We start from the raw sequence: 20,725 nt of genomic DNA, 5'->3' as shown, positions 1-20,725 counted from the left end.
AACGACTCAGGTGCCCGGACACCGACGAACCGGCCCGGTCGTTCGGCACCGACGAACGTGATGACGCGGACGAACGTGATGACGCGGACGGGTCGCGGGCCGGAGCCGATCGTGCGTGGTCGACCCGGCAGCTGGCGTACGCGGACGGGTCGCGGCCCGATCGTGCGCCTGGCCGACCCGGGACGGGGGCGCACCGCGCGGAGGGGTTCCTGCCGCGGCTGCCGGTCGACGCGGAGAACCGCGCCGACGCGTCCCGGCCGTCGTGCCGGAGGGCTTCGGCCCCACGGCCGGAGCGGCAACAGGTGTGGACGGTCACAGACCACGACGCCCGGGAACTGGAATGCTCGCGGGATGACCACGGCCGACATCTATCTGGCATTCGCCGACCGCGAGGCGCGCGGCGTGTCCCCGGCGTACGAACGCCTGTCCCGTGCGGTGGCCCGCGACGCGGAGCTGCTCGCCCTGCTCGACACGCTGCCGCCGGCCAAGCGCCAGCCGAATCTGCTGTTCGGCGTGGTACGGCTGGGCGGCGGGCCGGTGGACGACCCGGCGGCGTTCCGGGCGTACGTGTCGGCGGGCTGGCCGGAGATCGCGGCGCAGATGCGGGTCCGGGCGACGCAGACGAACGAGGCCGGCCGGTGCGCCGCGCTGCTACCGGTGCTCGCCGCACTGCCGCAGCCGTTGGCGCTGCTGGAGGTGGGCGCCTCCGCCGGCCTGTGCCTCTACCCCGACCGGTACGCCTACCGCTACGGCGACCGGCTGGTCGGCGACGGGGAGCCTGTGCTCGACTGCGTGCTCACCGGGGTCGCCCCGCCCGCGCGACGACCGGAGGTGGTGTGGCGGGCCGGGCTGGACGTGAACCCGCTCGACGTCACCGACCCGGCGGACCTGGCCTGGCTGGACGCGTTGATCTGGCCGGAGCACCGGCACCGCCGGGAGCGGCTGCGCGCCGCGGCGGCGGTCGCCGGGTCCGATCCGCCGCTGCTGCTCCGGGGCGACCTGGTCGACGACCTGCCGGCGCTGGCGGCGCGCGCCCCGGCGGACGCGACGCTCGTCGTCTTCCACAGCTCGGTGCTCTACCAGGTGCCGCCGGCGCGCCGGGCGGCCTTCACCGCGCTGGTCGGGACGCTGCCCGGGCACTGGGTCGCCAACGAGGACCCGGCCGTGCTGCCGCACACCACGCTGCCCGAGCCGCCGGCCGGCGGGTTCCACAACGTCCTCGCCCTGGACGGCCGCCCGCTCGCCTGGACCCGCGGCCACGGCCAGGCAGCCACCTGGTTCGCCTGACCCACCACCCCGTCGATCACGAAGGTGGCGGCACGACACACGGACGGATCGGCCGGCCAACTTCATGATCGACGGGGTGGCGGGGTCAGTCGGGGAGGGACCGGATCGCCTGGTCGAGCACCTCGCGCAGGTCCGCCTCGGCGTCGGGGGGCAGCGTCTGGGGCTGCACCACCTGGTAGGCGACCCGCACCTGGTAGCGGTCGCCGCGCCAGGCCCAGGCGTCGAACCGGGTCTCGCCGCCGTCCCAGGGGCGCACCGCCGCGCACGACCTGTCGCCGGGGCCCGCCGTGGTCTCCTCGGCGGCGATCCGCGCGCACCGGTCCTGCCGCCACGCGTCGTCGTACATGCCCTCGGCGTCGACGGACACGGTGACCACCAGATCACCCCGCATCGAGGTGCCGCTGGTCAGGTCGACCGCGCACTCCCGGGAGCCGCTGCGGTCGCCGAGGTTCGCCGACGCGCTGGGCCGGGCGCCGGGCGCGAGCCGGCCCAGCAGGTCGGCGGGGAGCAGCGCGCACGGATCGCGGAGCTGGTCCGGCAGGGCGGTCTCGTCGGCGGAACAGCCGCTCGTGGCCATCACGAGCGCACCGGCGCACAGGATCATCGCGGTCGATCTCACCATGGGTCCTCTCTGGACGGTCGCGGGAGACCGTAGCAACGACGGTCAATATCAACTCCGGGTGGTCGGGGGCCTACCGAAAGGCGGGAACTAGGGTTGACCGTCGTGACCGAACCGCACTGGCTGACCGAGACCCGGGCCGCCTACGACACCGTCGCCGAGGACTACGCGCGGCTGCTGCCCGACGTGGTCGAGCCGCCGCTGGACCGGGCCGTGCTGGCCGCGTTCGCCGAGACGGTCGGGCCGGACCGGCCGGTGCTGGAGGTCGGCTGCGGCACCGGCCGGGTCACCGCCCACCTGCGTCGCCTCGGGGTCGACGTGAGCGGCGTCGACCTCTCGCCCGGCATGGTGGCGGTGGCCCGCCGGGCGTACCCGGAGCTGCGCTTCGCGGTCGGCTCGATGACCGAACCGATCGCCGCGGACGGGTCGCTGGCCGGGCTGGTCGCCTGGTACTCGGTGATCCACCTGCCGCCGGAGCTGCTGCCCGAGGTGTTCGCCGGCTTCCACCGGGCGCTCGCGCCCGGCGGGCACCTGCTGCTCGCCGTCAAGGCCGGCGACCGGCTCGACCGGCGGGAGCGGGCGTACGGCCACCGGGTCAGCTACGACGTGCACTGGCTGCCGCCGCAGCGGTTGTCCGCGCAGCTCGCCGCCGCCGGGTTCGTCGTCACGGCCACGGTCCTGCGTGAGCCGGTCGACGGCGAGCGGCAGCCCCAGGCGTTCCTGCTCGCGCGGCGGGGCGTCCGGTGACCGTCGCGCTGTTCACCCTCGGCGGGACCATCGCGATGGCCGGCGCCGGCGCCGGTGGAGTGGTCGCCCGGCTCACCGGCGCCGACCTCACCGCCGCCGTACCCGGGCTCGCCGACATCCCGCTCGACGTGCGCGACGTCGAGGCGGTGCCCAGCGCCGCGCTCGCGTACCGACAGATCCTCGACCTGGTGGACGCGGCGGCCGGGGCGGTCGCCGGCGGGGCGACCGGCGTGGTGGTCACCCAGGGCACCGACACGCTGGAGGAGACCGCGTGGCTGGCCGATCTGGTCTGGCCGCACGCCGCGCCGCTGGTGTTCACCGGCGCCATGCGCAACCCCACGCTGGCCGGCCCGGACGGGCCGGCGAACCTGCTCGCGGCCGTCCGGGTGGCGGCCGCACCGGCCGCGCGGGACCTCGGCGTCCTGGTCGCGTTCGCCGACGAGATCCACGCCGCGCGGTTCGTCCGCAAGACCCACAGCACGAGTACGGGCACCTTCGTCTCGCCCAACGCCGGGCCGCTCGGGCACGTGGTCGAGGGGCGGGTACGGGTGCTGACCCGGCCGCCCCGCCACGCGCCCCTGCCCGCGGTGGACCGCGAGCGGCTGGCCGCCACCCGGGTCGCGCTGCACACCGTGACGCTCGACGACGACGTGGCGGTGCTCGACGCCGTGGCCGCCGGCCGGGACGGGCTGGTGGTGGCCGGCTTCGGGGTGGGACACGTGCCGCCCGCGTTCGCCCCGGCGCTGGGCGCGCTCGCCGGGCGGATGCCGGTGGTGCTGACCTCGCGCACCGGCGCCGGGTCGGTGCTGCGGGACACCTACGGCGCGGTCGGCTCGGAACGGGACCTGCGGCGGCGCGGGCTGGTCGACGGCGGGCTGCTCGACCCGTACAAGGCGAAGGTGCTGCTGCGGCTGCTGCTCGCCACCGACGTCGACCCCACCGCCATCACGGAGGCGTTCACGCGCCACGGGTGAGCGTGTTAAAAGGGGGCCCCGCCTATGCGCGAGACGTTAAGAAGGGGCCCTTCCTTACACTCCAGCGGTGAGTGACGAGCTGGCGGACCGCCCGCTGACCGAGCCGCACCCGTCGCGCCTGTCGCCGACGCACCCCGACCGGCAGCGGATCCTGGCCGCGCACGCCGCCGCGCTGGCCGCCGGGGAAGCCGGCTACCTGGACCCGGAGACGGGGCTGTTCGTGCTCAGCGCCGGCTTCCTGGCCCGGCGCGGCACGTGCTGCGGGCGAGGGTGCCGGCACTGTCCGTACGTGGCCGATTAGGGGGCTTCCGTCCCCGCCGGGCGGCCCGTACGGTGTCCGACGGAACTCCGGCGGGTCCGACCCGCCGCCGACCGCGGAGGTCTCCCGTGCGCGCCCGTACCTGGCTGGCCGCCTCGGCCGTCCTGCTCGCCACCGGCTGCGCCGACGAGGCCCCGGAGGTCGCCGTGCCGGCGGACCGGCCCCCGGTGGCGGTCGCCGCGGCGTCCTCCGGCGGGGCGTGCCGGCTGCTCGACTTCGCGGTGATCGCCGAGCACACCGGCGCCACCTTCGACGTGGCCGCCGCCACCGAGCGGGGGGACACCCACACCTGCGTGCTCCGCGCCCAGGCGGCCGTGCTGCCGGAACTGACGCTCTCGGTGACCGACACGTCGATCGACACGTCGACGTTCACGCTGGACGTGCAGCCGCGCGGGGCGGCCAAGGTCACCAAGCTCGGGAAGATCGCCTACCGGCGGACGCTGCCGAAGAGCGCGAAGGCCGGACCGGTCGCCGAGGTGGGCTGGCTGGCCGACGAGGGCCGGCTGGCCAGCCTGCGCTGGGCGACGCCGAAGGGCACCGCCACGGCCGAGGTCGAGAAGACCACCGGCAAGCTGGTCGCGCTGGCGAAGGTCCTCGACACCCGGAAGCTCTGAGCGCCGGGCGTCAGCGGGCCGCCACGAACACCCGGGAGGCCACCTCGCGGGGCAGCCGCACCCGGTCGCCGGAACGGTCGATGGAGACGCCGTCGCGTTCCTGCGCCACCGTCACGGTCGCACCCGGGTCGACACCCGCGGCGTGCAGCTGCCGCAGCACGTCGGCGTCGGTCTGCACGCTCTCGCAGATCCGCCGCACCACGACCGGGCCGGACAGGCCCGGGAACGCCAGGTTCCGCTCGCCCTCGACCGTCTCGACCGCCGGCTGGCCCGGGTCGCCCAGCTCCTCCAGGCCCGGGATCGGGTTGCCGTAGGGCGAGCGGGTCGGCCGGTTGAGCAGGTCGTAGACCCGCTTCTCCACCGCGTCGCTCATCACGTGCTCCCACCGGCAGGCCTCCTCGTGGGCCTCCTCGTAGGGCATCCCGATCACGTTGACCAGCAGCAGCTCGGCCAGCCGGTGCTTGCGCATCACGGACACGGCGGTGTTGCGGCCCAGCGGGGTGAGGGCCAGGTGCCGGTCGCCCTCGACGGTGAGCAGACCGTCGCGCTCCATCCGGGCGACGGTCTGGCTGACGGTCGGTCCGCTCTGCCTCAACCGCTCGGCGATGCGGGCACGCAGCGGCGGCACACCCTCCTCCTCCAGTTCGAGGATGGTGCGCAGGTACATCTCGGTCGTGTCAACCAGGTCGTGCTTCACGTCAGCGGCCTCCCGGCGTCCGATGCTACCCGTAACCACCGACCGTCGACCGCAGGCGAACCCGGAGGTCGCGGCCCGGATGGTGTTGACTGGACCGCATGTCCGGAACCGCAGAGCTTTTGGTCGAGCCGGACCGGCTCGCCGCCGAGATCGACCGCGCCGACCCACCCACCGTGCTCGACGTCCGCTGGCGGCTGGCCGGCCCGCCCGGCCGCGACGACTACGCCCTCGGCCACCTCCCCGGCGCCGTCTTCGTCGACCTGGACACCGAGCTGTGCGGGCGGCCCGGGGCCGCGGGCCGGCACCCGCTGCCCGACCCGGCCGCGTTGCAGGCGGCGCTGCGGGCCGCCGGCGTCCGCGCCGGTCACCCCGTGGTGGTGTACGACGGCGGCGACGGGATGTCCGCCGCGCGGGCCTGGTGGACGCTGCGCTGGGCGGGTCACCGGGAGGTGCGGGTGCTGCACGGCGGCTGGCCGGCCTGGACCGCCGCCGGCCTGCCGGTGGACACCGGGACGCCGGAGCCGACGCCCGGCGACGTGACGGTCGCCCCGGGCGGGCTGCCGGTGCTCGACGCCGCGGGGGCCGCCCGGCTCGCCGCCGCCGACTCCGGCGTGCTGCTCGACGTGCGGGCCGCGCCGCGTTACCTCGGCGAGCACGAGCCGGTCGACCCGGTCGCCGGGCACGTGCCCGGCGCGGTCAACCTGCCCGCCCCGGACTACGTCACGCGGGGCAGGTTCCCCGCCGCCGAGGCGCTGCGCGAGCGCTTCGCGGCCGCCGGGGTCGGCGGGGACGCGCCGGTCGGGGCCTACTGCGGCTCGGGGGTGACCGCCGCGCAGGCGGTGCTGGCGCTGCACCTGGCCGGCCGGCCGGACGCCGCCCTCTACGTCGGCTCGTGGAGCGAGTGGGTGGCCGACCCGGACCGTCCGGTGGCGACGGGCGGCACGTCCGGTCGGTGAACGGGCGGCTGGTGGGCGTGCCCGGGCCCGCGTGCGACGATGGCCGCATGGCCGACGACACGGTGGTGGTGTGGGACGAGGCCCTCCTCGCCTACGACATGGGCGACCATCCGCTCGACCCGGTCCGGGTCGAGCTGACCATGGCGCTCGCCCGGGAGCTGGGCGTGCTGGACCGGCCCGGGGTGCGGCTGGTCAAGCCCGAGCCGGCCGACGACGCGCTGCTGACCCGGGTGCACGAGCCGGCCTATCTGGACGCGGTCCGCGCCGCGCCGCGCGACCCGCTCTTCGCCGGCTTCGGCCTGGGCACCTCCGACAATCCGGTCTTCGACGGGATGCACGAGTCGAGTGCGCTGATCGCGGGCGCGACCGTGGCCGCGGCCGAGGCGGTGTGGCGTGGCGACGCCCGGCGCGCGGTCAACGTGGCCGGTGGGCTGCACCACGCCATGCCGGCGCGGGCGGCCGGGTTCTGCGTCTACAACGACCCGGCGGTGGCCATCGCCCGTCTGCTCGACCTCGGCGCGGAGCGGATCGCGTACGTGGACGTGGACGTGCACCACGGCGACGGGGTGCAGGAGATCTTCTACCACGACCCGCGGGTGCTCACGGTCAGCCTGCACGAGACGCCGCTCGCGTTGTTCCCCGGCACCGGGTTCCCGGACGAGACCGGCGGGCCGGGCGCGGAGGGCACCGCGGTCAACGTGCCGCTGCCGCCCGGGGTCGGTGACGCCGGCTGGCAGCGGGCGTTCCACGCGGTGGTGCCGTCGGTGCTGCGGGCGTACCGGCCCCAGCTGCTGGTCACCCAGTGCGGCGCGGACGGGCACCGCAGCGATCCGCTGGCCGACCTGCACCTGTCCGTGGACGGGCAGCGGGCCACCTACCGGGCGTTGCGGGCGCTCGCCGACGAGCTGTGCGACGGCCGCTGGGTGGCCACCGGCGGCGGCGGGTACGCGCTGGTCGAGGTGGTGCCCCGGGCCTGGACGCACCTGCTCGCGATCGCCACCGGCGAGCCGATCGACCCGGCCACGCTCACCCCGCCCGGCTGGCGGGAGCTGGCCGCGCGCCGGCGGCCCGGCCACGACGTCCCGCTGCGGATGACCGACGACGTGGACCCGGACTATCAGCCGTGGCAGCCGAGCGGCGAGCCGAACGCGGTGGACCGGGCGGTCGCGGCCACCCGCAAGGCGGTCTTCCCGCTGCTCGGGCTCGACCCGCACGATCCGCGCGACTGATCCGGTGACCACCGTCGAGCAACCGGTGGACGTGCTGCTCAGCGACGGCACGACCGTCCAGCTGCGACAGATCCGCCCGGACGACGCGCCGGAGATCGTGGCGATGCACGCGCGCTTCTCCGAGCGCACCCGCTACCTGCGCTACTTCTCGCCGTACCCGCGCATCCCGGAGCGGGACCTGAAGCGCTTCGTCACCGTCGACCACCGCGACCGGGAGGCGTTCGTGGTGCTGGCCGGCGAGCGGATCGTCGCGGTCGGCCGGTACGAGCGGCTCGGTCCCGCCTCGCCGGAGGCCGAGGTGGCGTTCGTGGTGGAGGACGCCTACCAGGGTCGGGGCATCGGCTCCGTGCTGTTGGAGCACCTGGCCGACGCGGCCGGTCGGCACGGCATCGTGCACTTCGTCGCCGAGGTGCTCCCGGCGAACGGGACCATGCTGCGGGTCTTCGCCGACTTCGGCTACCAGGTGCAGCGCCAGTACGCCGACGGCGTGGTGCACCTGACCTTCCCGATCGCGGCGACCGAGGCGACGCTCGCGGTGCAGCGTGGCCGGGAGCACCGCACCGAGGCGCGTTCGATCGCCCGGTTGCTCGCCCCGCGCGGCATCGCCGTCTACGGCGCCAGCGCCACCGGCCAGGGTGTCGGCGCGGCGCTGCTCGGTCATCTGCGCGACGGCGGGTTCGCCGGCGCGATCGTGCCGGTGCACCCGAGCGCGGCGACGGTGGCCGGGTTGCCCGCGTACCCGTCGGCCGCCGACGCCGGCCTGGACGTCGACCTGGCCGTGGTGGCGGTCGCGCCGGAGGCGGTGACGGAGGTGGTCCAGGACGCGGCCCGGGCGGGCGCGCACGGGCTGGTGGTGGTCTCGGCCGGGTTCGCCGAGTCCGGTCCGGCCGGGGCGGCGGCGCAGCGGGCCCTGGTCCGTGCCGCGCACCTGGCCGGCATGCGGGTGGTCGGCCCGAACTGCCTCGGCGTCGCCAACACCGACCCGGCGGTACGCCTCAACGCCACGCTCGCCCCGGTGTTGCCGGCGCCCGGGCGGGTCGGCGTGTTCAGCCAGTCCGGCGCGTTCGGGGTGGCCCTGCTGGCCGAGGCGTCGCGGCGCGGGCTGGGGCTGTCCAGTTTCGTGTCGGCCGGCAACCGGGCCGATGTCTCCGGCAACGACCTGTTGCAGTACTGGCAGGACGATCCGGCCACCGACGTCATCACGCTCTATCTGGAGACGTTCGGCAACCCGCGCAAGTTCGCCCGGTTGGCCCGGCGCATCGGCCGGAGCAAGCCGGTGGTGGCACTGGCGTCCCTGGCCCGGCCGCCGGGGGTGGGCGAGGCGCCCGCGCTGGACACCGCCGCGGTCAGCGCGCTCTTCGCCCAGTCCGGCGTGATCCGGGTGGACACCGTCGCCGAGCTGCTCGACGTGGGTGTGCTCCTGGCCCACCAGCCGCTGCCGGCCGGTCGGCGGGTGGCCGTGGTGGGTAACTCCTCGGCGCTGACCGGGCTGGCCGCGACCGCGTGCGCCGGGCAGGGGCTGGTCGTGGCGGACGGGTACCCGGAGGACGTCGGGCCGACCGGCGGCGCCGCCGCGTACGCCGCCGCGCTCGCCGCCGCCGTGGCCGACGAGCGGGTGGACGCCGTGGTGGCGGTCTTCGCCCCGCCGCTGCCCGGTCAGCTCACCGATCCGGAGGCCGACTTCGCCGCGGCGCTGCCCGACGCGCGGGCCACCGGCAAGCCGGTGGTGGCGACGTTCCTGGCCGGGCGGGTGCCGGCCGGGGTGCCGGCGTATCCGAGCGTGGAGGAGGCGGTGCGGGCGTTGGCCCGGGTCACCACGTACGCGGACTGGCTGCGCCGGCCGCCCGGCGTGCTGCCCGAGCTGCCCCGGGTCGACCGGGTGGCGGGGCAGGCCGCGATGCGGCCCGACGGGGCGGATCCGGCGGCGCTGCTGGGCGCGTACGGGATCGACGTGGTGCGGTCCGTGCCGGCCGGTTCGGCCGACGAGGTGGTGGCGGCGGGGGAGCGGCTCGGCTGGCCGGTGGCGTTGAAGGCGGCCGCGCCGGGGCTGCGGCACCGGCTCGACCTGGGCGCGGTCCGGCTCGACCTGGCCGACGCCGGCGCGTTGCGCCGCGCGTACGCCGAGATGGCCCCGGTGTTCGGTCCGGAGGTGCTGGTGCAGCCGATGGTCGCGCCGGGGGTGGCGTGCGTGGTGGAGCTGGTGGAGGATCCGGCGTTCGGGCCGGTGGTCGGGTTCGGCCTGGGTGGCGTGGCGACCGAGCTGCTCGGCGACCGGGCCTGGCGGGCGGTGCCGTTGACCGACCGGGACGCCGCCGAGCTGGTGGACGAGCCGCGGGCCGCGCCGCTGCTGCGGGGGCACCGGGGTGCCGCGCCGGTGGACCGGGCGGCCCTGGTGGACCTGCTGCTGCGGGTGGGCCGGCTCGCGGACGAGCAGCCCCGGGTGCGGTCGCTCACGCTCAACCCGGTGCTGGCCCGCCCGGACGGCATCTCGGTGTTGCACGCCACGGTGCGTACCGGCGCCGAGGCGGCGCGCCCCGACACCGGCCCGCGCCGGTTGTAAGGAAGGGCCCCTTCTTAACGCCTCCGGTAGAGAAAGGGCCCCTTCTTAACACCGTCAGGCGCGGGAGGAGATCTGCTGCACCGACCACTCGTTGCCGTCGGGGTCGCGGAAGAAGACGAAGCCGACGTTGTCCAGCGGGTGCGGCACCGGTCGGGGGTTCCGGCCGACGACCTGGATGTCGCCGACCTCCACACCCCGCTCGACCAGCTCCGCCCGGGCCTTCTCCAGGTCGGACACGACCAGTTGCAGCCCCTTGAGCGAGCCGGGCGGCATCTCCGGCACGACGCCTTGGCCGAGGACGATCGAGCATCCGGAGCCCGGGGGCGTGAGTTGCACGATGCGTCCGACCCCGCCCAGGTCGGTGTCGTGGTCGACGTTGAAGCCAACCCGCTCGGCGTAGAACTCCTTGGCCCGGTCGATGTCGGAGACCGGCACGATGATCACTTCCAGGGTCCAGTTCACGGGGTCACTCCCTCTGTCGTCGGGTGCAGCAGGTCCGTGAGCCGGTCGAACGCCTCGGCCAGGCCACGGGTCATGGGATAGCGCAGCGCGGTGTCGCGGCCCCGCCGGGTGGCGAACCGCAGGGTGGTGACGACCGTGGTCCGTCCCACCGACTCGGTGAAGTCGTGGCGGACCAGCGTCTCGCCCGGGTAGGACTGGTCGTCGAAGAGTTCGGTGCACACCAGCCGGGCCGGCGGGTCGATCTCCCGGTAGGTGCCGCCCTGACCCATCAGCGTGCCGTCGGGGCCCCGGGAGACGAAGCGCCAGCGCCCGTCCACCCGCAGGTCCACCTCGCACTCGATCAGGTGCCAGCCCCGCGCGCCCCACCAGCGGACCAGCAGGTCGGGGCGGGTGAAGGCGGCGAACACCAGGTGTCGGGGGGCGGCGAAGTCGCGACTCAGCCGGATCTCCCGGTCACCGTGGAGGGTCACGGTCAGGTCCGGCGGAGCGGCGCTCACCGCTGGTCCCCGGCGGTCAGTTCGGCGAGCACCTCGTCGAGGCGCGCGTAGCTCTCGGCCCAGTAGTCCCGGTAGTCGGCCAGCCACGCGACGGCCGCCCGCAGCGGCCGCGCGTCCAGCCGGCAGGGGCGTCGCTGGGCGTCGCGGCCCCGGGTGACCAGGCCGGCGCGTTCGAGCACCCGGAGGTGCTTGGAGACGGCCGGTTGGCTCATCGCGAACGGCGCGGCCAGCTCGGTGACGGTCGCCTCGCCGGCGGCCAGCCGGGTGAGGATGGCCCGTCGGGTGGGGTCGGCCAGTGCGGCGAAGGTCGCGTCGAGCAGGTCGGCGGTCACGTTCATAACCTCCCGGTTTGATAACCAGTTGGTTTTATCCGCTGCGAGCGGCCGCGTCAAGCACCGGACACGCGACAGGCCCCGGCGAACCGCCGGGGCCTGTCGGTGGGGCGTCGGGTCAGCAGGCGTACGCCTCCAGCCGGTTCGCCCGCTCCGGGTCACGCAGCTTGAGCAGCGTCACCTTCTCGATCTGCCGGATCCGCTCCCGGGACAGCCCGAACTCGCGGCCCACCTCGTCCAGCGTGCGCTGGCGGCCGTCGTCCAGGCCGAAGCGCAGCCGGATCACCGCCTGCTCCCGCTGGGACAGCGTGGCCAGCACGATCCGCACCTCGTTGCGCAGCTCGCCGTTGGTGGCGGCGTCGCCCGGCTCCGCGCGCGGGTCCACCGCGGCGACGAAGTCGCCGAGGGCGCTCTCCCCGTCCTCGCCGACCGCCTGGTCCAGGCTCACCGGCTCCCGGTCGTACGAGATCAGCTCGATCACCTGGAACTCGGGGATCTCCAGCGCGGTGGCCACCTCGGCCACGGTGGGCTCGCGACCCAGCGCCACGGACAGCTCGCGGCGCACCCGGACCATCCGGTTGACCTGCTCGACCATGTGCACCGGGATGCGGATGGTGCGGGCCTGGTCGGCCATGGCGCGGGTGATGGCCTGGCGGATCCACCAGGTGGCGTACGTGGAGAACTTGTAGCCCTTGGTGTAGTCGAACTTCTCGACCGCGCGGATCAGGCCGAGGTTGCCCTCCTGGATCAGGTCGAGGAACGCCATGCCGCGTCCGGTGTAGCGCTTGGCGATGCTCACCACCAGCCGCAGGTTCGCCTCCAGCAGGTGGTCCTTGGCGGCGCGCCCCTCGGCGGCGACCAGCGCCAGGTCCGCGCGCAGCTCGGCGGAGACCGGCGTGCAGGTGGCCAGCTTCTCCTCGGCGAAGAGCCCGGCCTCGATCCGCTTGCTCAGCTCCACCTCCTGCGCCGCGGTGAGCAGCTTGGTGCGGCCGATCCCGTTCAGGTACGCCCGGACCAGGTCGGTGGAGACGCCGCGCTCGTCGGTGGCGTCCAGGTCGGTGAGGGTGACGTCCATGTCCTGGTGCTCGATCATTCGCTGGGTCATCTCTGTTCTCCCCGTGTCCTACGTGCCGTACCGGTCCCCGTGCCGCCGGCGCGGTGGGCCGGTGACAACAAGCTTGGCGGTCGGGGCGTGAGACGGGAGTGAGGCGATCGGGGACCCGACACGAATCCGGGCGGAAGTCCGGCTGTCGCTTGCCCGACCCGGATACCGTGCCAGCGTCCGGCCGGTGGGGCCGGGAACGAACCGGCGATCGGAGAACGTGGTGGTCTTCAAGCGGCTCATGCAGGCGATGGGTGTGGGCGGTCCGTCGGTGGAGACGGTGCTGGCCAACCCGAACTGCCGCCCGGGCGGTCAGCTGGAGGGCCGCGTCCACGTGGTCGGCGGCGACCACCCGGTGGATGTGAGCTGGGTCGCGCTCGGCCTGGTGACCCGGGTCGAGGTGGAGAGCGGCGACTCGGAGTACGACACCACCCAGGAGTTCGGCCGGGCCCAGGTGACCGGCCCGTTCCGCCTGGACCCGGGGCAGCGCTACGACGTGCCGTTCCGTTTCCAGGTGCCCTGGGAGACCCCGCTCACCGACCTCTACGGCCAGCACCTGCACGGGATGACGATGGGTCTGCGGACCGAGCTGGAGGTGGCCCGGGCGGTGGACAAGGGCGACCTGGACGCGGTCGCGGTGCACCCGCTGCCCGCCCAGGAGCGCCTGCTGGAGGCGTTGCTGCGGCTGGGCTTCCGGTTCGCCCGCGCCGACGTCGAGCGCGGCCACATCTACGGCGTACGCCAGCAGCTGCCGTTCTACCAGGAGATCGAGTTCTACCCGGCGCCCCAGTACGCCGGCGCGATGAACCAGCTGGAGGTCACCTTCGTCACCGACCCGCAGCAGGTGCAGGTGGTGCTGGAGATGGACAAGCGGGGCGGCCTGTTCACCGAGGGGCGGGACGCGTTCGGCCGGTTCACTGTGGACCACGCCACCGCCGATCGCACCGACTGGGCCGCCCAGCTCGACGGCTGGCTGCGCCAGTCGCTGTCCCGTCGGGGTCTGTTCTTCTAGGCCGTCAGAGGTCCAGCAGGAGGGTGCGGGGACCGACGTTGACGCTCTCCACCAGCATGTGGGTGCGGAAGCGGCCGGTCTCCACCTTCGCGCCCCGGGCGCGCAGCTCCTCGACGACGGTGTCCACCAGGGGTTCGGCCACCTCGGCCGGGGCGGCGGCGGTCCAGCTCGGCCGCCGCCCCTTGCGGGCGTCGCCGTAGAGCGTGAACTGACTGACCACGAGCAGCGGCGCGCCGGTGTCGGCGGCGCTGCGGTCGTCGTCGAGGATGCGCAGCTCGTGCAGCTTGCGGGCCATGGTGGCGGCGACCTGCGGGGTGTCGGTGTGGGTGACGCCGAGCAGCACCAGCAGCCCGTCGGCGATCTCGCCGACCACCGCGCCGTCGACGGTGACCGACGCCCGGCCGACGGTCTGCACCAGCGCCCGCATCAGTCGGTCACCGGTTCGACGAGGCCACGCTCGACCAGGTGCGCCACGATCGGTCCGGCCGCCTCGGCCAGCTCGTCCGGTGCCACGTCGTGCGCGGCGGCGAGCAGGGCGAGCTGGTCGCGCAGCGGCAGCCGGCCGTCCGCGCCGCCGACCAGGGCGAGCACCAGCGGGTCGACCTCCTCCGACCAGCGCAGGCCGCGCGGCATGGCCAGGACCTGCCGGTCCACCGCCCAGCCGTCGTCGCCCATGGTGGCCTCCTGGCGCAGCTGGAGCCCGTCGGCGGCCCGGTAGCGGGCGGCGAGCAGGCCGTCGGTGTCCCGGGCGCGCAGCCAGTCCTGCCGGTCGAACCACTCGCCGATCCGGTCGCCGAGCGGCGGTTCGACCCGCTGGCGCAGGTCCTCGACCCGGACGATCGGCTGGTCGTGCCCGGCCCGGCGCAGCGAGACGATGCCGAACCCGATCGCCTCGACCTTGTGCGCGTCGAACCAGTCCAGCCAGGCCTCCATCCGCGCCGGGTCGGCGCGCTCGCCGACGTCGGTCAGCCAGAGGTTCACGTACGCCATCGGGTCGGCCACCTCGCGCTGGATCACCCAGGCGTCCAGGCCGGTGCCGGCGAACCAGCCGGTGACCCGCTCGGCCCAGTCCTCGCCGGTGACGTGCACCCAGTTCGCCAGGTACTGCATGGTGCCGCCCTCGGTGAGCAGGTCCGGCGCGGCGGCGGCCAGCTCGGCGCCGATCGCGTCGCCGACCCGGCCGGAGTCGCGGTAGACGTGCGTGGTGGTGCCGGGGCCGACCACGAACGGCGGGTTGCTGACCACCAGGTCGAAGCGGCGTCCGGCCACCGGGGCGACCATGTCCCCGCGCAGCAGCTCCCAGTCCTGTCCGTTGAGCGCGGCGGTGGTGGCGGCGAAGCGCAGCGCCCGCTCGGAGACGTCGGTGGCGGTGACGTGGCGGGCGTGGGTGCCCAGGTGCAGCGCCTGCACGCCGGAGCCGGTGCCGAGGTCGAGCGCGGTGTCGACCGTGCGGCGCACGGCGGCGCCGATCAGCGTCTGGGTGGCGCCGCCGACGCCCAGCACGTGCTCGGCGTGCAGCGGCCGGCCCGGCCGGGCGCTGGCCGGCACGTCGGCGAGCACCCACCAGTCGTCGCCGTACGGCTCCAGGTCGACGCCGGCGCGCAGCCCGTCGCCGTGGCGCTCGACGATGCCCCCGGCCAGCGCCTCGTCCACGGTCAGCGGGGCGAGCGCCTCGGCCACGACCGGCTCGGGCTCGGTCTGGTCGCAGATGAAGACCCGGATCAGGGTGGCCAGCCGGTCGCGGTCCTCGGTGGCGCGCAGCGCGGCCCGGTGGTCGTTGCGGGCCACGCCGCCGGTGGCCTGCGGACCGAGCCGGTCGGCGATTCCGTTCGCGGTGAAGCGGGCCAGCGTCAGCGCGGTGCGCAGCGCGTCCACCCCGGCGGGGGAGAGCAGCATGTCGTGACGGTTCACACCGGCCATCCTGCCTCGCCCGGCGGCCGGCGTGGCGCGCACCCGCCGGAACCGGACCGCAGACCGTATCAATCGGCCACTATCTCTTTCACGAGCATCGATGTATGGCTAGCATTCCCTCCAACATCCGTCGATGGGCGGTCCGCCGGCCACGAACCGGCCCGCCCGGTAGGGAGCCAGACGATGCCCGACGTGTCCGTTCCCCGGCGGCGTGCGCTGCGCGCGCTCGCCGTCACGGCCGCCGCCGCGGCCCTCACCGCCGCCGCCTCCACCCCGGCCCTCGCCGCGCCGACCGGCGAGATCCGGTACGCCGGCGCCGCCGACGCCGTCAGCGGCAGCTACGTGGTCGTGCTCAAGGGCGACGCGGTCGGCACCGCGAACAGCCGCACCGCCCGCACCGCCGTGCCGGACCGGGCCGCCGGCCTGGCCAAGCGCTACGGCGGCGCCGTCGGCACGGTGTGGAGCGCCGCCCTCACCGGCTACAACGCCACGATGAGCGCCGCGCAGGCCCGTCGGCTGGCCGCCGACCCGGCCGTCGCCTACGTCGAGCAGGACCGCCGGGTGACCGTCCAGGGCACCCAGACCGGCGCCACCTGGGGCCTGGACCGGATCGACCAGCGCAACCTGCCGCTCAACAGCACCTACACCTACCCGAACACGGCCAGCAACGTGCGGGCCTACATCATCGACACCGGCATCCGGACCACCCACACCGACTTCGGCGGCCGGGCGACCTGGGGCACCAACACGGTGGACAGCAACAACACCGACTGCAACGGCCACGGCACGCACGTCGCCGGCACGGTCGGCGGCACCCGGTACGGCGTGGCCAAGGGCGTCCGCCTGGTCGCCGTGAAGGTGCTCAACTGCTCCGGCAGCGGCACCACCGCCGGCGTGATCAGCGGCGTCAACTGGGTCACCTCGAACGCGGTGAAGCCGGCCGTGGCCAACATGAGCCTCGGTGGCGGCGCCAGCAGCACGCTGGACAACGCGGTGGCCAACTCGATCAGCTCCGGCATCACGTACGCCGTCGCGGCCGGCAACTCCAGCGCCAACGCCTGCAACTCCTCGCCGGCCCGGGTCGCCTCGGCGCTCACCGTCGGCTCCACCACCAGCAGCGACGCGCGGTCGTCCTTCTCCAACTACGGCTCCTGCGTGGACATCTTCGCCCCGGGCTCGTCGATCACCTCGGCCTGGCGCACCAGCGACACCGCGACCAACACGATCAGCGGCACGTCGATGGCGTCCCCGCACGTGGCCGGCGCCGCGGCGCTCGTGCTCGGCGCCAACCCGTCCTACACCCCCTCCCAGGTGGCCAGCTACCTGACCAGCAACGCCACCACCGGCAAGGTGACCAACCCGGGCTCGGGCTCGCCGAACCGGCTGCTCTTCGTGGTGAACTGACCGCACCGTGAGCCGCGCGGCCCGGTGGACCCCAGCCCGGTCCACCGGGCCGCGTCGCGCTCGTCGGGGAGTCGCCCCCGCGACCGGTGGCCGGGGCGGCAGGATGGGGGCATGACGCTCTCCCTGCCCATCGACCCGCAGGCCAACGAGCTGCTCGGGCGCAGCCCGCTGGCGTTGCTCCTCGGCATGGTGCTGGACCAGCAGGTGCCGATGGAGAAGGCGTTCTCCTCGCCGTACGTGCTGACCCAGCGGCTCGGCCACGAGCCGGACGCCCGGGAACTGGCCGGGTACGACCCGGAGGCTCTGGTGGAGCTGTTCGCCCGGCCCCCGGCGCTGCACCGCTTCCCCAAGGCGATGGCCGCCCGCACCCAGGAGGTCTGCCGGGCGCTGGTCGAGCGCTACGACGGCGACCCGGCCCGGCTCTGGTCCGACGCGGCCGACGGCCGGGAGCTGCTGCGCCGGGTGGGTGAGCTGCCCGGCTTCGGCCGGCAGAAGGCGCAGATCTTCGTCGCCCTGCTCGGCAAGCGGTTCGGGGTCACCCCGGCGGGCTGGCGCGAGGCGGCCGGCGACTACGGCGACCCGGCGGCGCACCGGTCGGTGGCCGACGTGACCGACCCCGAGTCGCTGCGCCGGGTACGCGAGTTCAAGCAGCGGATGAAGGCGGAGGCGAAGGCCGCGAAGGGCTGACCATGAGCGAGCAGCGGGGCGGGGCGCTGCTGCGCACCATGGCCAGTTCGGAGCGGGCGACGTTCCTGGAGCTCTTCTTCGACCTGGTCTTCGTCTTCGCGCTGACCCGGGTGTCGCAGCGACTGATCACCGACCTCGACGGCTCCGGCGAGACGATGGTCGCCGGTGTCGGCCGGACGCTGCTGCTCTTCCTGGTCCTCTGGCACGTCTGGACCATCACCACCTGGGTGACCAGCCGCTACGAGCCGGAGCGGATCGTGATCCAGGCGCTCGTGGTCGGCACCGCGTTCGGCAGCCTGGTGCTCGGGGTGACGCTGCCCCGCGCGCTGGAGGAGCGGGCGCTGCCGTTCGTGCTCGCGTACGTGGTGATGATGGTCGGCCGGCCACTGGTGATCGTGGCGGCGCTGCGCGGCCACCCGCGGCGGACGGTTCCGCTGCGGCTCGCCGCCTGGGCCGGCACCAGCGCGCCGCTCTGGCTGGCCGGCGCGCTGCTGCCCGGGGCGCGCCTGCCGCTGTGGGTGGTGGCGCTGGCGGTGGACTACCTCGGCACGTACCTGGGGTGGCCGCTGCCCCGGCTCGGGCGGTCCCGCATCCGGAGCTGGCTGGTGGCCGGGGAACACCTGGCCGAGCGCTACCAGCAGATCTTCCTCATCGCGCTCGGCGAGTCGGTCCTGGTGATCGGGGTGGCCTACAGCGGCGAGCGGTTCTCCCGGCAGGGCGCGGCGGCGTTCACGCTCGCGTTCCTGGTCACCGCGCTGCTCTGGCGGATCTACTTCCACCGGGCCGGGTTCCTGCTCGCCGAGGCGCTGCGCCGGGCCGGCTCCCCGGGGCGGCTGGCCGAGTCGGCCGCGCAGACGCACCTGTTCATGGTGCTCGGGGTGCTCGCCGCCGCGGTCGGCTACGAGCTGGTCATCGCCCACCCGTTCGACCCGGCCGAGCCGCGCTGGCTCGTCTTCGTGGCCGGCGGCCCGGTCCTGTTCCTGGCCGCCCGGTCCCGCTTCGAGTACGAGATCTTCGGCCGGATCTCCCGCTCCCGGCTGGCCGGTCTGCTGGCCCTGGTGCTGCTCGCGCCCGTGCTGACGGCCGGCCCGGCGCTGCTGGCGCTGGGCACGGTGGCCGGCGTGCTGGCGCTGGTCGCGCTCGCCGACGCCCGGCACGCCCGGGGTCGGCCGCCGGAGTCCTCCGCCTCGCCCCTGGGCCGGGAGATGCGCGGTGAGGCCGGCCCCGAGGCGTGAGGGCTCAGGCGGCGGTCGGGCGGGACAGCGAGGCCAACGCGCGGCGTACGTCGGCCAGCGAGACGGTGGCCGAGTCGTCCAGGTCGGCCAGGCCGGCCTCGATCCACTGCCGCATCAGGGTGGTCACGCCGATGCCGCGCGCCTCGGCGGCGGCCCGGACCCGGTCGTAGGTCTCCAACGGCAGCCGCACCGAGCGGCTCACCATCGGCACGTCGCTGTCGGGGGTGGGTAGCTGCGCCGGCGACGTCTCGTCGATCAGGTCGGCGAACGCGTCGCCGCCGGCGTGGAACCGCTTGGTCGCCTCGTCACGGTGCATGGTGACCGCCTCCTCGTCGGCGTGACCTCCGCACCGCCTCGTCGTAGCGCTTGGCCTCGACGTCGCTCAGCTCGCGGGCGGAGAGGATGTCCCAGTCGTTGTCGGTGCCGTCGGCCTCGGCCAGCAGCACGGCGAGTCGTCGGCCCCGGTGGTCGGTGGCGTAGACCACCATGACGTCGTCGCCGAGGTGCCGGATGACCCGACGGGTGCTGTGCAGGGCCTCCCAGACTTCCCCGGGTGTGACGTCGTAGACCCGCAGGTTCGCCAGCGCCTCGTCGGTGAAGCTGAACCGGTTGGCCACGAATCGGAGCGTACCACGCACGTAACACGAGCCGGGTCGGTCGAAGTTCGCCGATCATCCGCCCCGAGTGACAGGATGGGCCGTATCCCCTCGTAGGAGGTCCGTGGTGAAGCGTCAGGCTTACCAGCCGATCCTGATCACCGACGCCCCGCGCAGCCAGGACGACCAGCTCACCAGTCGGCAGAAGCGCTACGTGCTGATGATGGGCGTCCGGGTCGCGTGCCTGGTCGCGGGCGCGATCCTGGTCGGCGTCAAGGCCCCGCTGCTCTGGCTCTGGCTGCCGCTGTGCGGGCTCGGCATGGTGCTCATCCCGTGGCTCGCGGTGCTCCTGGCGAACGACCGCCCGCCCAAGGAGGAGCACCGCCTGTCCACCAGGTTCCAGCAGCGCCACCGCGACGAGACGCCGCCGATGGCGCTCCCGGCCGAGGAGCGCCCGCACAGGGTCATCGACGCCGAACCCTGACCGGCCCGGGCCGACGCGCCCGGGCCGGCCCGCGGATCAGCGGGTGGGACGGGCGCCCACCGTGGTCACGGCCAGCGCGCCGAGGTCGCCCGCGCGGGCCAGGGCCGCGCGCGGGTCGGCGCCGGCCAGCCAGGCGGTGAGCAGACCGGCGGCGAACGCGTCCCCGGCCCCGGTGACGTCCACCACGGCCACCCCGGGCGCCGGCGCCGTCTCCACCCGGCCCCCGCGCTCCACCCAGACCGCGCCGGCCGCGCCGCGCTTGACCACCACCCGGTGCGCCACCGACGTCAGCGCCCGCGCCTGGGCCGCCGGATCCAGGCCGCCGGTCAGCACGGTCGCCTCATCCGTGTTGACCAGCAGCAGGTCGACGTCGCGTACCCAGGTCAGGAACGACCCGCCGACGCGCCGCAACGGCGCCGCGGAGGCCGCGTCGACGCTGACGGTCAGCCCGCGCTCGCGGGCCGCGGCCAGCGCGCGCAGGCCCGCTCCGCGCGACCCGACGTCCAACAGGGTGTACGCGGACAGGTGCAGGTGCCCGACGTCGGGCGCCGCCGCCAGGGCCGCGTCCACGTGGCCGGCGGTCAGACGCAGGTTGGCGCCCCGCTGGCTGACCATGGTCCGCTCGCCGCCGTGGGTGAGCACGATGACGGTGCCGGTGGGGTAGCCCTCGTGCCGCTCCACCACGCAGTCCACGCCGGCCCGGGTCAGCTCGGCCACCCGCTCCCGGCCGGTCTCGTCGTCGCCGACGGCGGCGACCAGCGTCACGGCCGCGCCCTGCCCGGCGAGCCAGGCCGCCGTGTTGGCCGCCTGGCCGCCGCCGCTGAAGCGGATCCCGGCCGCCGTGTCCGAGCCGGTGGCCAGCGGGCCGGACAGCACCGCGAGCACGTCCGTGATCACGTCGCCCACGACGACGACGCGCGGCACCCCGCTCATGCCGTGCTGGCCGGTCATGTTCTCCCGGCCCTCGCTGCGCTCGGTGCGTTCGCTCATGCTGTGCTGGC

23 protein-coding genes and 1 pseudogene are annotated in these 20,725 nt (G+C 75.0%); 13 read left to right on the top strand and 11 right to left on the bottom strand.

The genetic code is table 11. The annotated features are described in order from the left end of the window. Positions 1-351 precede the first annotated feature (351 nt). Positions 352-1,287 (top strand): DUF2332 domain-containing protein, encoded by a 936-nt coding sequence (locus GA0070622_RS25345; protein ID WP_091579648.1) that lies wholly within the window; start codon positions 352-354, stop codon positions 1,285-1,287. An 85-nt stretch (positions 1,288-1,372) separates the two neighbouring features. On the opposite strand, the gene GA0070622_RS25340 is transcribed toward GA0070622_RS25345, so the two are convergent. After that, the gene (locus GA0070622_RS25340; RefSeq protein ID WP_141561921.1) at positions 1,373-1,909 is read right to left on the bottom strand and encodes a hypothetical protein; all 537 of its coding nucleotides are present in this window, start codon (positions 1,907-1,909) and stop codon (positions 1,373-1,375) included. Between the two features lie 102 nt (positions 1,910-2,011). On the opposite strand from GA0070622_RS25340, the gene GA0070622_RS25335 reads away from it, so the two are divergent. The 4 genes from GA0070622_RS25335 (at position 2,012) to GA0070622_RS25320 (ending at position 4,560) form a co-directional block, all read left to right on the top strand. Then, the gene (locus GA0070622_RS25335) at positions 2,012-2,653 is read left to right on the top strand and encodes a class I SAM-dependent DNA methyltransferase (protein ID WP_091579642.1); all 642 of its coding nucleotides are present in this window, start codon (positions 2,012-2,014) and stop codon (positions 2,651-2,653) included. Further along, complete coding sequence (locus GA0070622_RS25330) at positions 2,650-3,627, top strand: asparaginase (RefSeq protein WP_091579637.1); 978 nt, start codon at positions 2,650-2,652, stop codon at positions 3,625-3,627. The genes GA0070622_RS25335 and GA0070622_RS25330 overlap by 4 nt, the downstream gene beginning before the upstream one ends. Before the next feature lie 67 nt (positions 3,628-3,694). After that, positions 3,695-3,928 (top strand): DUF5522 domain-containing protein, encoded by a 234-nt coding sequence (locus GA0070622_RS25325; protein ID WP_091579633.1) that lies wholly within the window; start codon positions 3,695-3,697, stop codon positions 3,926-3,928. 86 nt (positions 3,929-4,014) lie between these two features. Beyond that, positions 4,015-4,560, top strand: a complete 546-nt coding sequence (locus GA0070622_RS25320) for a hypothetical protein (protein WP_091579628.1) — start codon at positions 4,015-4,017, stop codon at positions 4,558-4,560. A gap of 10 nt (positions 4,561-4,570) precedes the next feature. Here the strand turns inward: GA0070622_RS25320 and GA0070622_RS25315 are convergent, their stop codons facing one another. After that, on the bottom strand, positions 4,571-5,257 hold the full coding sequence (locus tag GA0070622_RS25315; protein ID WP_091579623.1) for an iron-dependent transcriptional repressor DtxR: 687 nt from the start codon (positions 5,255-5,257) through the stop codon (positions 4,571-4,573). Positions 5,258-5,355: 98 nt separating this feature from the next. Between GA0070622_RS25315 and GA0070622_RS25310 the strand changes: the two genes are divergently transcribed. From GA0070622_RS25310 to GA0070622_RS25300, 3 genes are read left to right on the top strand one after another with little or no spacing between them, the layout of a single operon-like run. Beyond that, entirely contained in the window at positions 5,356-6,213 is an 858-nt protein-coding gene (locus tag GA0070622_RS25310) for a sulfurtransferase (protein WP_091579618.1), read from the top strand. 47 nt (positions 6,214-6,260) lie between these two features. Next, positions 6,261-7,442, top strand: coding sequence for an acetoin utilization protein AcuC (locus GA0070622_RS25305; protein WP_091583974.1), 1,182 nt, complete (start codon positions 6,261-6,263; stop codon positions 7,440-7,442). A 4-nt stretch (positions 7,443-7,446) separates the two neighbouring features. Next, positions 7,447-10,002 (top strand): bifunctional acetate--CoA ligase family protein/GNAT family N-acetyltransferase, encoded by a 2,556-nt coding sequence (locus GA0070622_RS25300; protein ID WP_091579614.1) that lies wholly within the window; start codon positions 7,447-7,449, stop codon positions 10,000-10,002. A gap of 54 nt (positions 10,003-10,056) precedes the next feature. Here the strand turns inward: GA0070622_RS25300 and GA0070622_RS25295 are convergent, their stop codons facing one another. From GA0070622_RS25295 to sigB, 4 genes and pseudogenes are all read right to left on the bottom strand, one after another. After that, entirely contained in the window at positions 10,057-10,464 is a 408-nt protein-coding gene (locus GA0070622_RS25295) for a VOC family protein (RefSeq protein WP_091579609.1), read from the bottom strand. After that, positions 10,461-10,961, bottom strand: a complete 501-nt coding sequence (locus GA0070622_RS25290) for an SRPBCC family protein (RefSeq protein ID WP_245666817.1) — start codon at positions 10,959-10,961, stop codon at positions 10,461-10,463. The genes GA0070622_RS25295 and GA0070622_RS25290 overlap by 4 nt, the downstream gene beginning before the upstream one ends. Continuing rightward, positions 10,958-11,315, bottom strand: a pseudogene (locus GA0070622_RS25285) (ArsR/SmtB family transcription factor). The gene GA0070622_RS25290 and the pseudogene GA0070622_RS25285 overlap by 4 nt, the downstream one beginning before the upstream one ends. 96 nt (positions 11,316-11,411) lie before the next feature. Then, entirely contained in the window at positions 11,412-12,398 is a 987-nt protein-coding gene (gene sigB, locus GA0070622_RS25280) for an RNA polymerase sigma factor SigB (protein ID WP_091579604.1), read from the bottom strand. Between the two features lie 220 nt (positions 12,399-12,618). On the opposite strand from sigB, the gene GA0070622_RS25275 reads away from it, so the two are divergent. Then, positions 12,619-13,407, top strand: coding sequence for a sporulation protein (locus GA0070622_RS25275; RefSeq protein WP_091583963.1), 789 nt, complete (start codon positions 12,619-12,621; stop codon positions 13,405-13,407). Positions 13,408-13,411: 4 nt separating this feature from the next. On the opposite strand, the gene dtd is transcribed toward GA0070622_RS25275, so the two are convergent. Together dtd and GA0070622_RS25265 are read right to left on the bottom strand one after the other, a co-directional pair. Beyond that, entirely contained in the window at positions 13,412-13,834 is a 423-nt protein-coding gene (gene dtd / locus GA0070622_RS25270; RefSeq protein WP_091579600.1) for a D-aminoacyl-tRNA deacylase, read from the bottom strand. Further along, complete coding sequence (locus GA0070622_RS25265; protein WP_176558836.1) at positions 13,834-15,318, bottom strand: DUF7782 domain-containing protein; 1,485 nt, start codon at positions 15,316-15,318, stop codon at positions 13,834-13,836. The genes dtd and GA0070622_RS25265 overlap by 1 nt, the downstream gene beginning before the upstream one ends. Before the next feature lie 183 nt (positions 15,319-15,501). Here GA0070622_RS25265 and GA0070622_RS25260 point away from each other — a divergent pair, with 183 nt between their 5' ends. The 3 genes from GA0070622_RS25260 (at position 15,502) to GA0070622_RS25250 (ending at position 18,644) form a co-directional block, all read left to right on the top strand. After that, complete coding sequence (locus tag GA0070622_RS25260; protein WP_091579596.1) at positions 15,502-16,722, top strand: S8 family peptidase; 1,221 nt, start codon at positions 15,502-15,504, stop codon at positions 16,720-16,722. 111 nt (positions 16,723-16,833) lie between these two features. Next, positions 16,834-17,409, top strand: coding sequence for an HhH-GPD-type base excision DNA repair protein (locus tag GA0070622_RS25255; RefSeq protein ID WP_091579592.1), 576 nt, complete (start codon positions 16,834-16,836; stop codon positions 17,407-17,409). Between the two features lie 2 nt (positions 17,410-17,411). Continuing rightward, a complete protein-coding gene (locus GA0070622_RS25250) occupies positions 17,412-18,644 on the top strand; it encodes a low temperature requirement protein A (protein WP_091579587.1) in 1,233 nt (410 codons plus the stop codon). 4 nt (positions 18,645-18,648) lie between these two features. Here the strand turns inward: GA0070622_RS25250 and GA0070622_RS25245 are convergent, their stop codons facing one another. Both GA0070622_RS25245 and GA0070622_RS25240 read right to left on the bottom strand, forming a co-directional pair. Further along, on the bottom strand, positions 18,649-18,960 hold the full coding sequence (locus tag GA0070622_RS25245) for a hypothetical protein (RefSeq protein WP_091579582.1): 312 nt from the start codon (positions 18,958-18,960) through the stop codon (positions 18,649-18,651). Next, a complete protein-coding gene (locus tag GA0070622_RS25240; protein WP_245666815.1) occupies positions 18,950-19,261 on the bottom strand; it encodes a hypothetical protein in 312 nt (103 codons plus the stop codon). Before GA0070622_RS25240 ends, GA0070622_RS25245 begins: the two co-directional genes overlap by 11 nt. A 106-nt stretch (positions 19,262-19,367) precedes the next feature. On the opposite strand from GA0070622_RS25240, the gene GA0070622_RS25235 reads away from it, so the two are divergent. Continuing rightward, positions 19,368-19,724 carry a DUF3099 domain-containing protein gene (locus GA0070622_RS25235; RefSeq protein ID WP_091583956.1) on the top strand — a complete coding sequence of 119 codons (357 nt, stop codon included), beginning with the start codon at positions 19,368-19,370 and terminating at the stop codon, positions 19,722-19,724. A gap of 36 nt (positions 19,725-19,760) precedes the next feature. Here GA0070622_RS25235 and GA0070622_RS25230 read toward each other — a convergent pair whose 3' ends face one another. Next, entirely contained in the window at positions 19,761-20,657 is an 897-nt protein-coding gene (locus GA0070622_RS25230) for a carbohydrate kinase family protein (protein ID WP_091583953.1), read from the bottom strand. Between the last annotated feature and the right edge of the window lie 68 nt (positions 20,658-20,725).

It is taken from the genome of Micromonospora sediminicola, from assembly GCF_900089585.1.
Classification (GTDB): domain Bacteria; phylum Actinomycetota; class Actinomycetes; order Mycobacteriales; family Micromonosporaceae; genus Micromonospora; species Micromonospora sediminicola.
The sequence above is the reverse complement of the archived record's forward strand: the minus strand, read 5'-3'. Positions and strand labels throughout refer to the sequence as shown.

Coding starts and splice junctions, on each gene's coding strand:
- GA0070622_RS25250 (WP_091579587.1), top strand. CDS start 17,412: ATGAGCGAGCAGCGGGGCGGGGCGCTGCTGCGCACCATGGCCAGTTCG.
- GA0070622_RS25340 (WP_141561921.1), bottom strand. CDS start 1,909: ATGGTGAGATCGACCGCGATGATCCTGTGCGCCGGTGCGCTCGTGATG.
- GA0070622_RS25255 (WP_091579592.1), top strand. CDS start 16,834: ATGACGCTCTCCCTGCCCATCGACCCGCAGGCCAACGAGCTGCTCGGG.
- GA0070622_RS25345 (WP_091579648.1), top strand. CDS start 352: ATGACCACGGCCGACATCTATCTGGCATTCGCCGACCGCGAGGCGCGC.
- GA0070622_RS25245 (WP_091579582.1), bottom strand. CDS start 18,960: ATGCACCGTGACGAGGCGACCAAGCGGTTCCACGCCGGCGGCGACGCG.
- sigB (WP_091579604.1), bottom strand. CDS start 12,398: ATGACCCAGCGAATGATCGAGCACCAGGACATGGACGTCACCCTCACC.
- GA0070622_RS25230 (WP_091583953.1), bottom strand. CDS start 20,657: ATGAGCGGGGTGCCGCGCGTCGTCGTCGTGGGCGACGTGATCACGGAC.
- GA0070622_RS25310 (WP_091579618.1), top strand. CDS start 5,356: ATGTCCGGAACCGCAGAGCTTTTGGTCGAGCCGGACCGGCTCGCCGCC.
- GA0070622_RS25260 (WP_091579596.1), top strand. CDS start 15,502: ATGCCCGACGTGTCCGTTCCCCGGCGGCGTGCGCTGCGCGCGCTCGCC.
- GA0070622_RS25305 (WP_091583974.1), top strand. CDS start 6,261: ATGGCCGACGACACGGTGGTGGTGTGGGACGAGGCCCTCCTCGCCTAC.
- dtd (WP_091579600.1), bottom strand. CDS start 13,834: ATGCGGGCGCTGGTGCAGACCGTCGGCCGGGCGTCGGTCACCGTCGAC.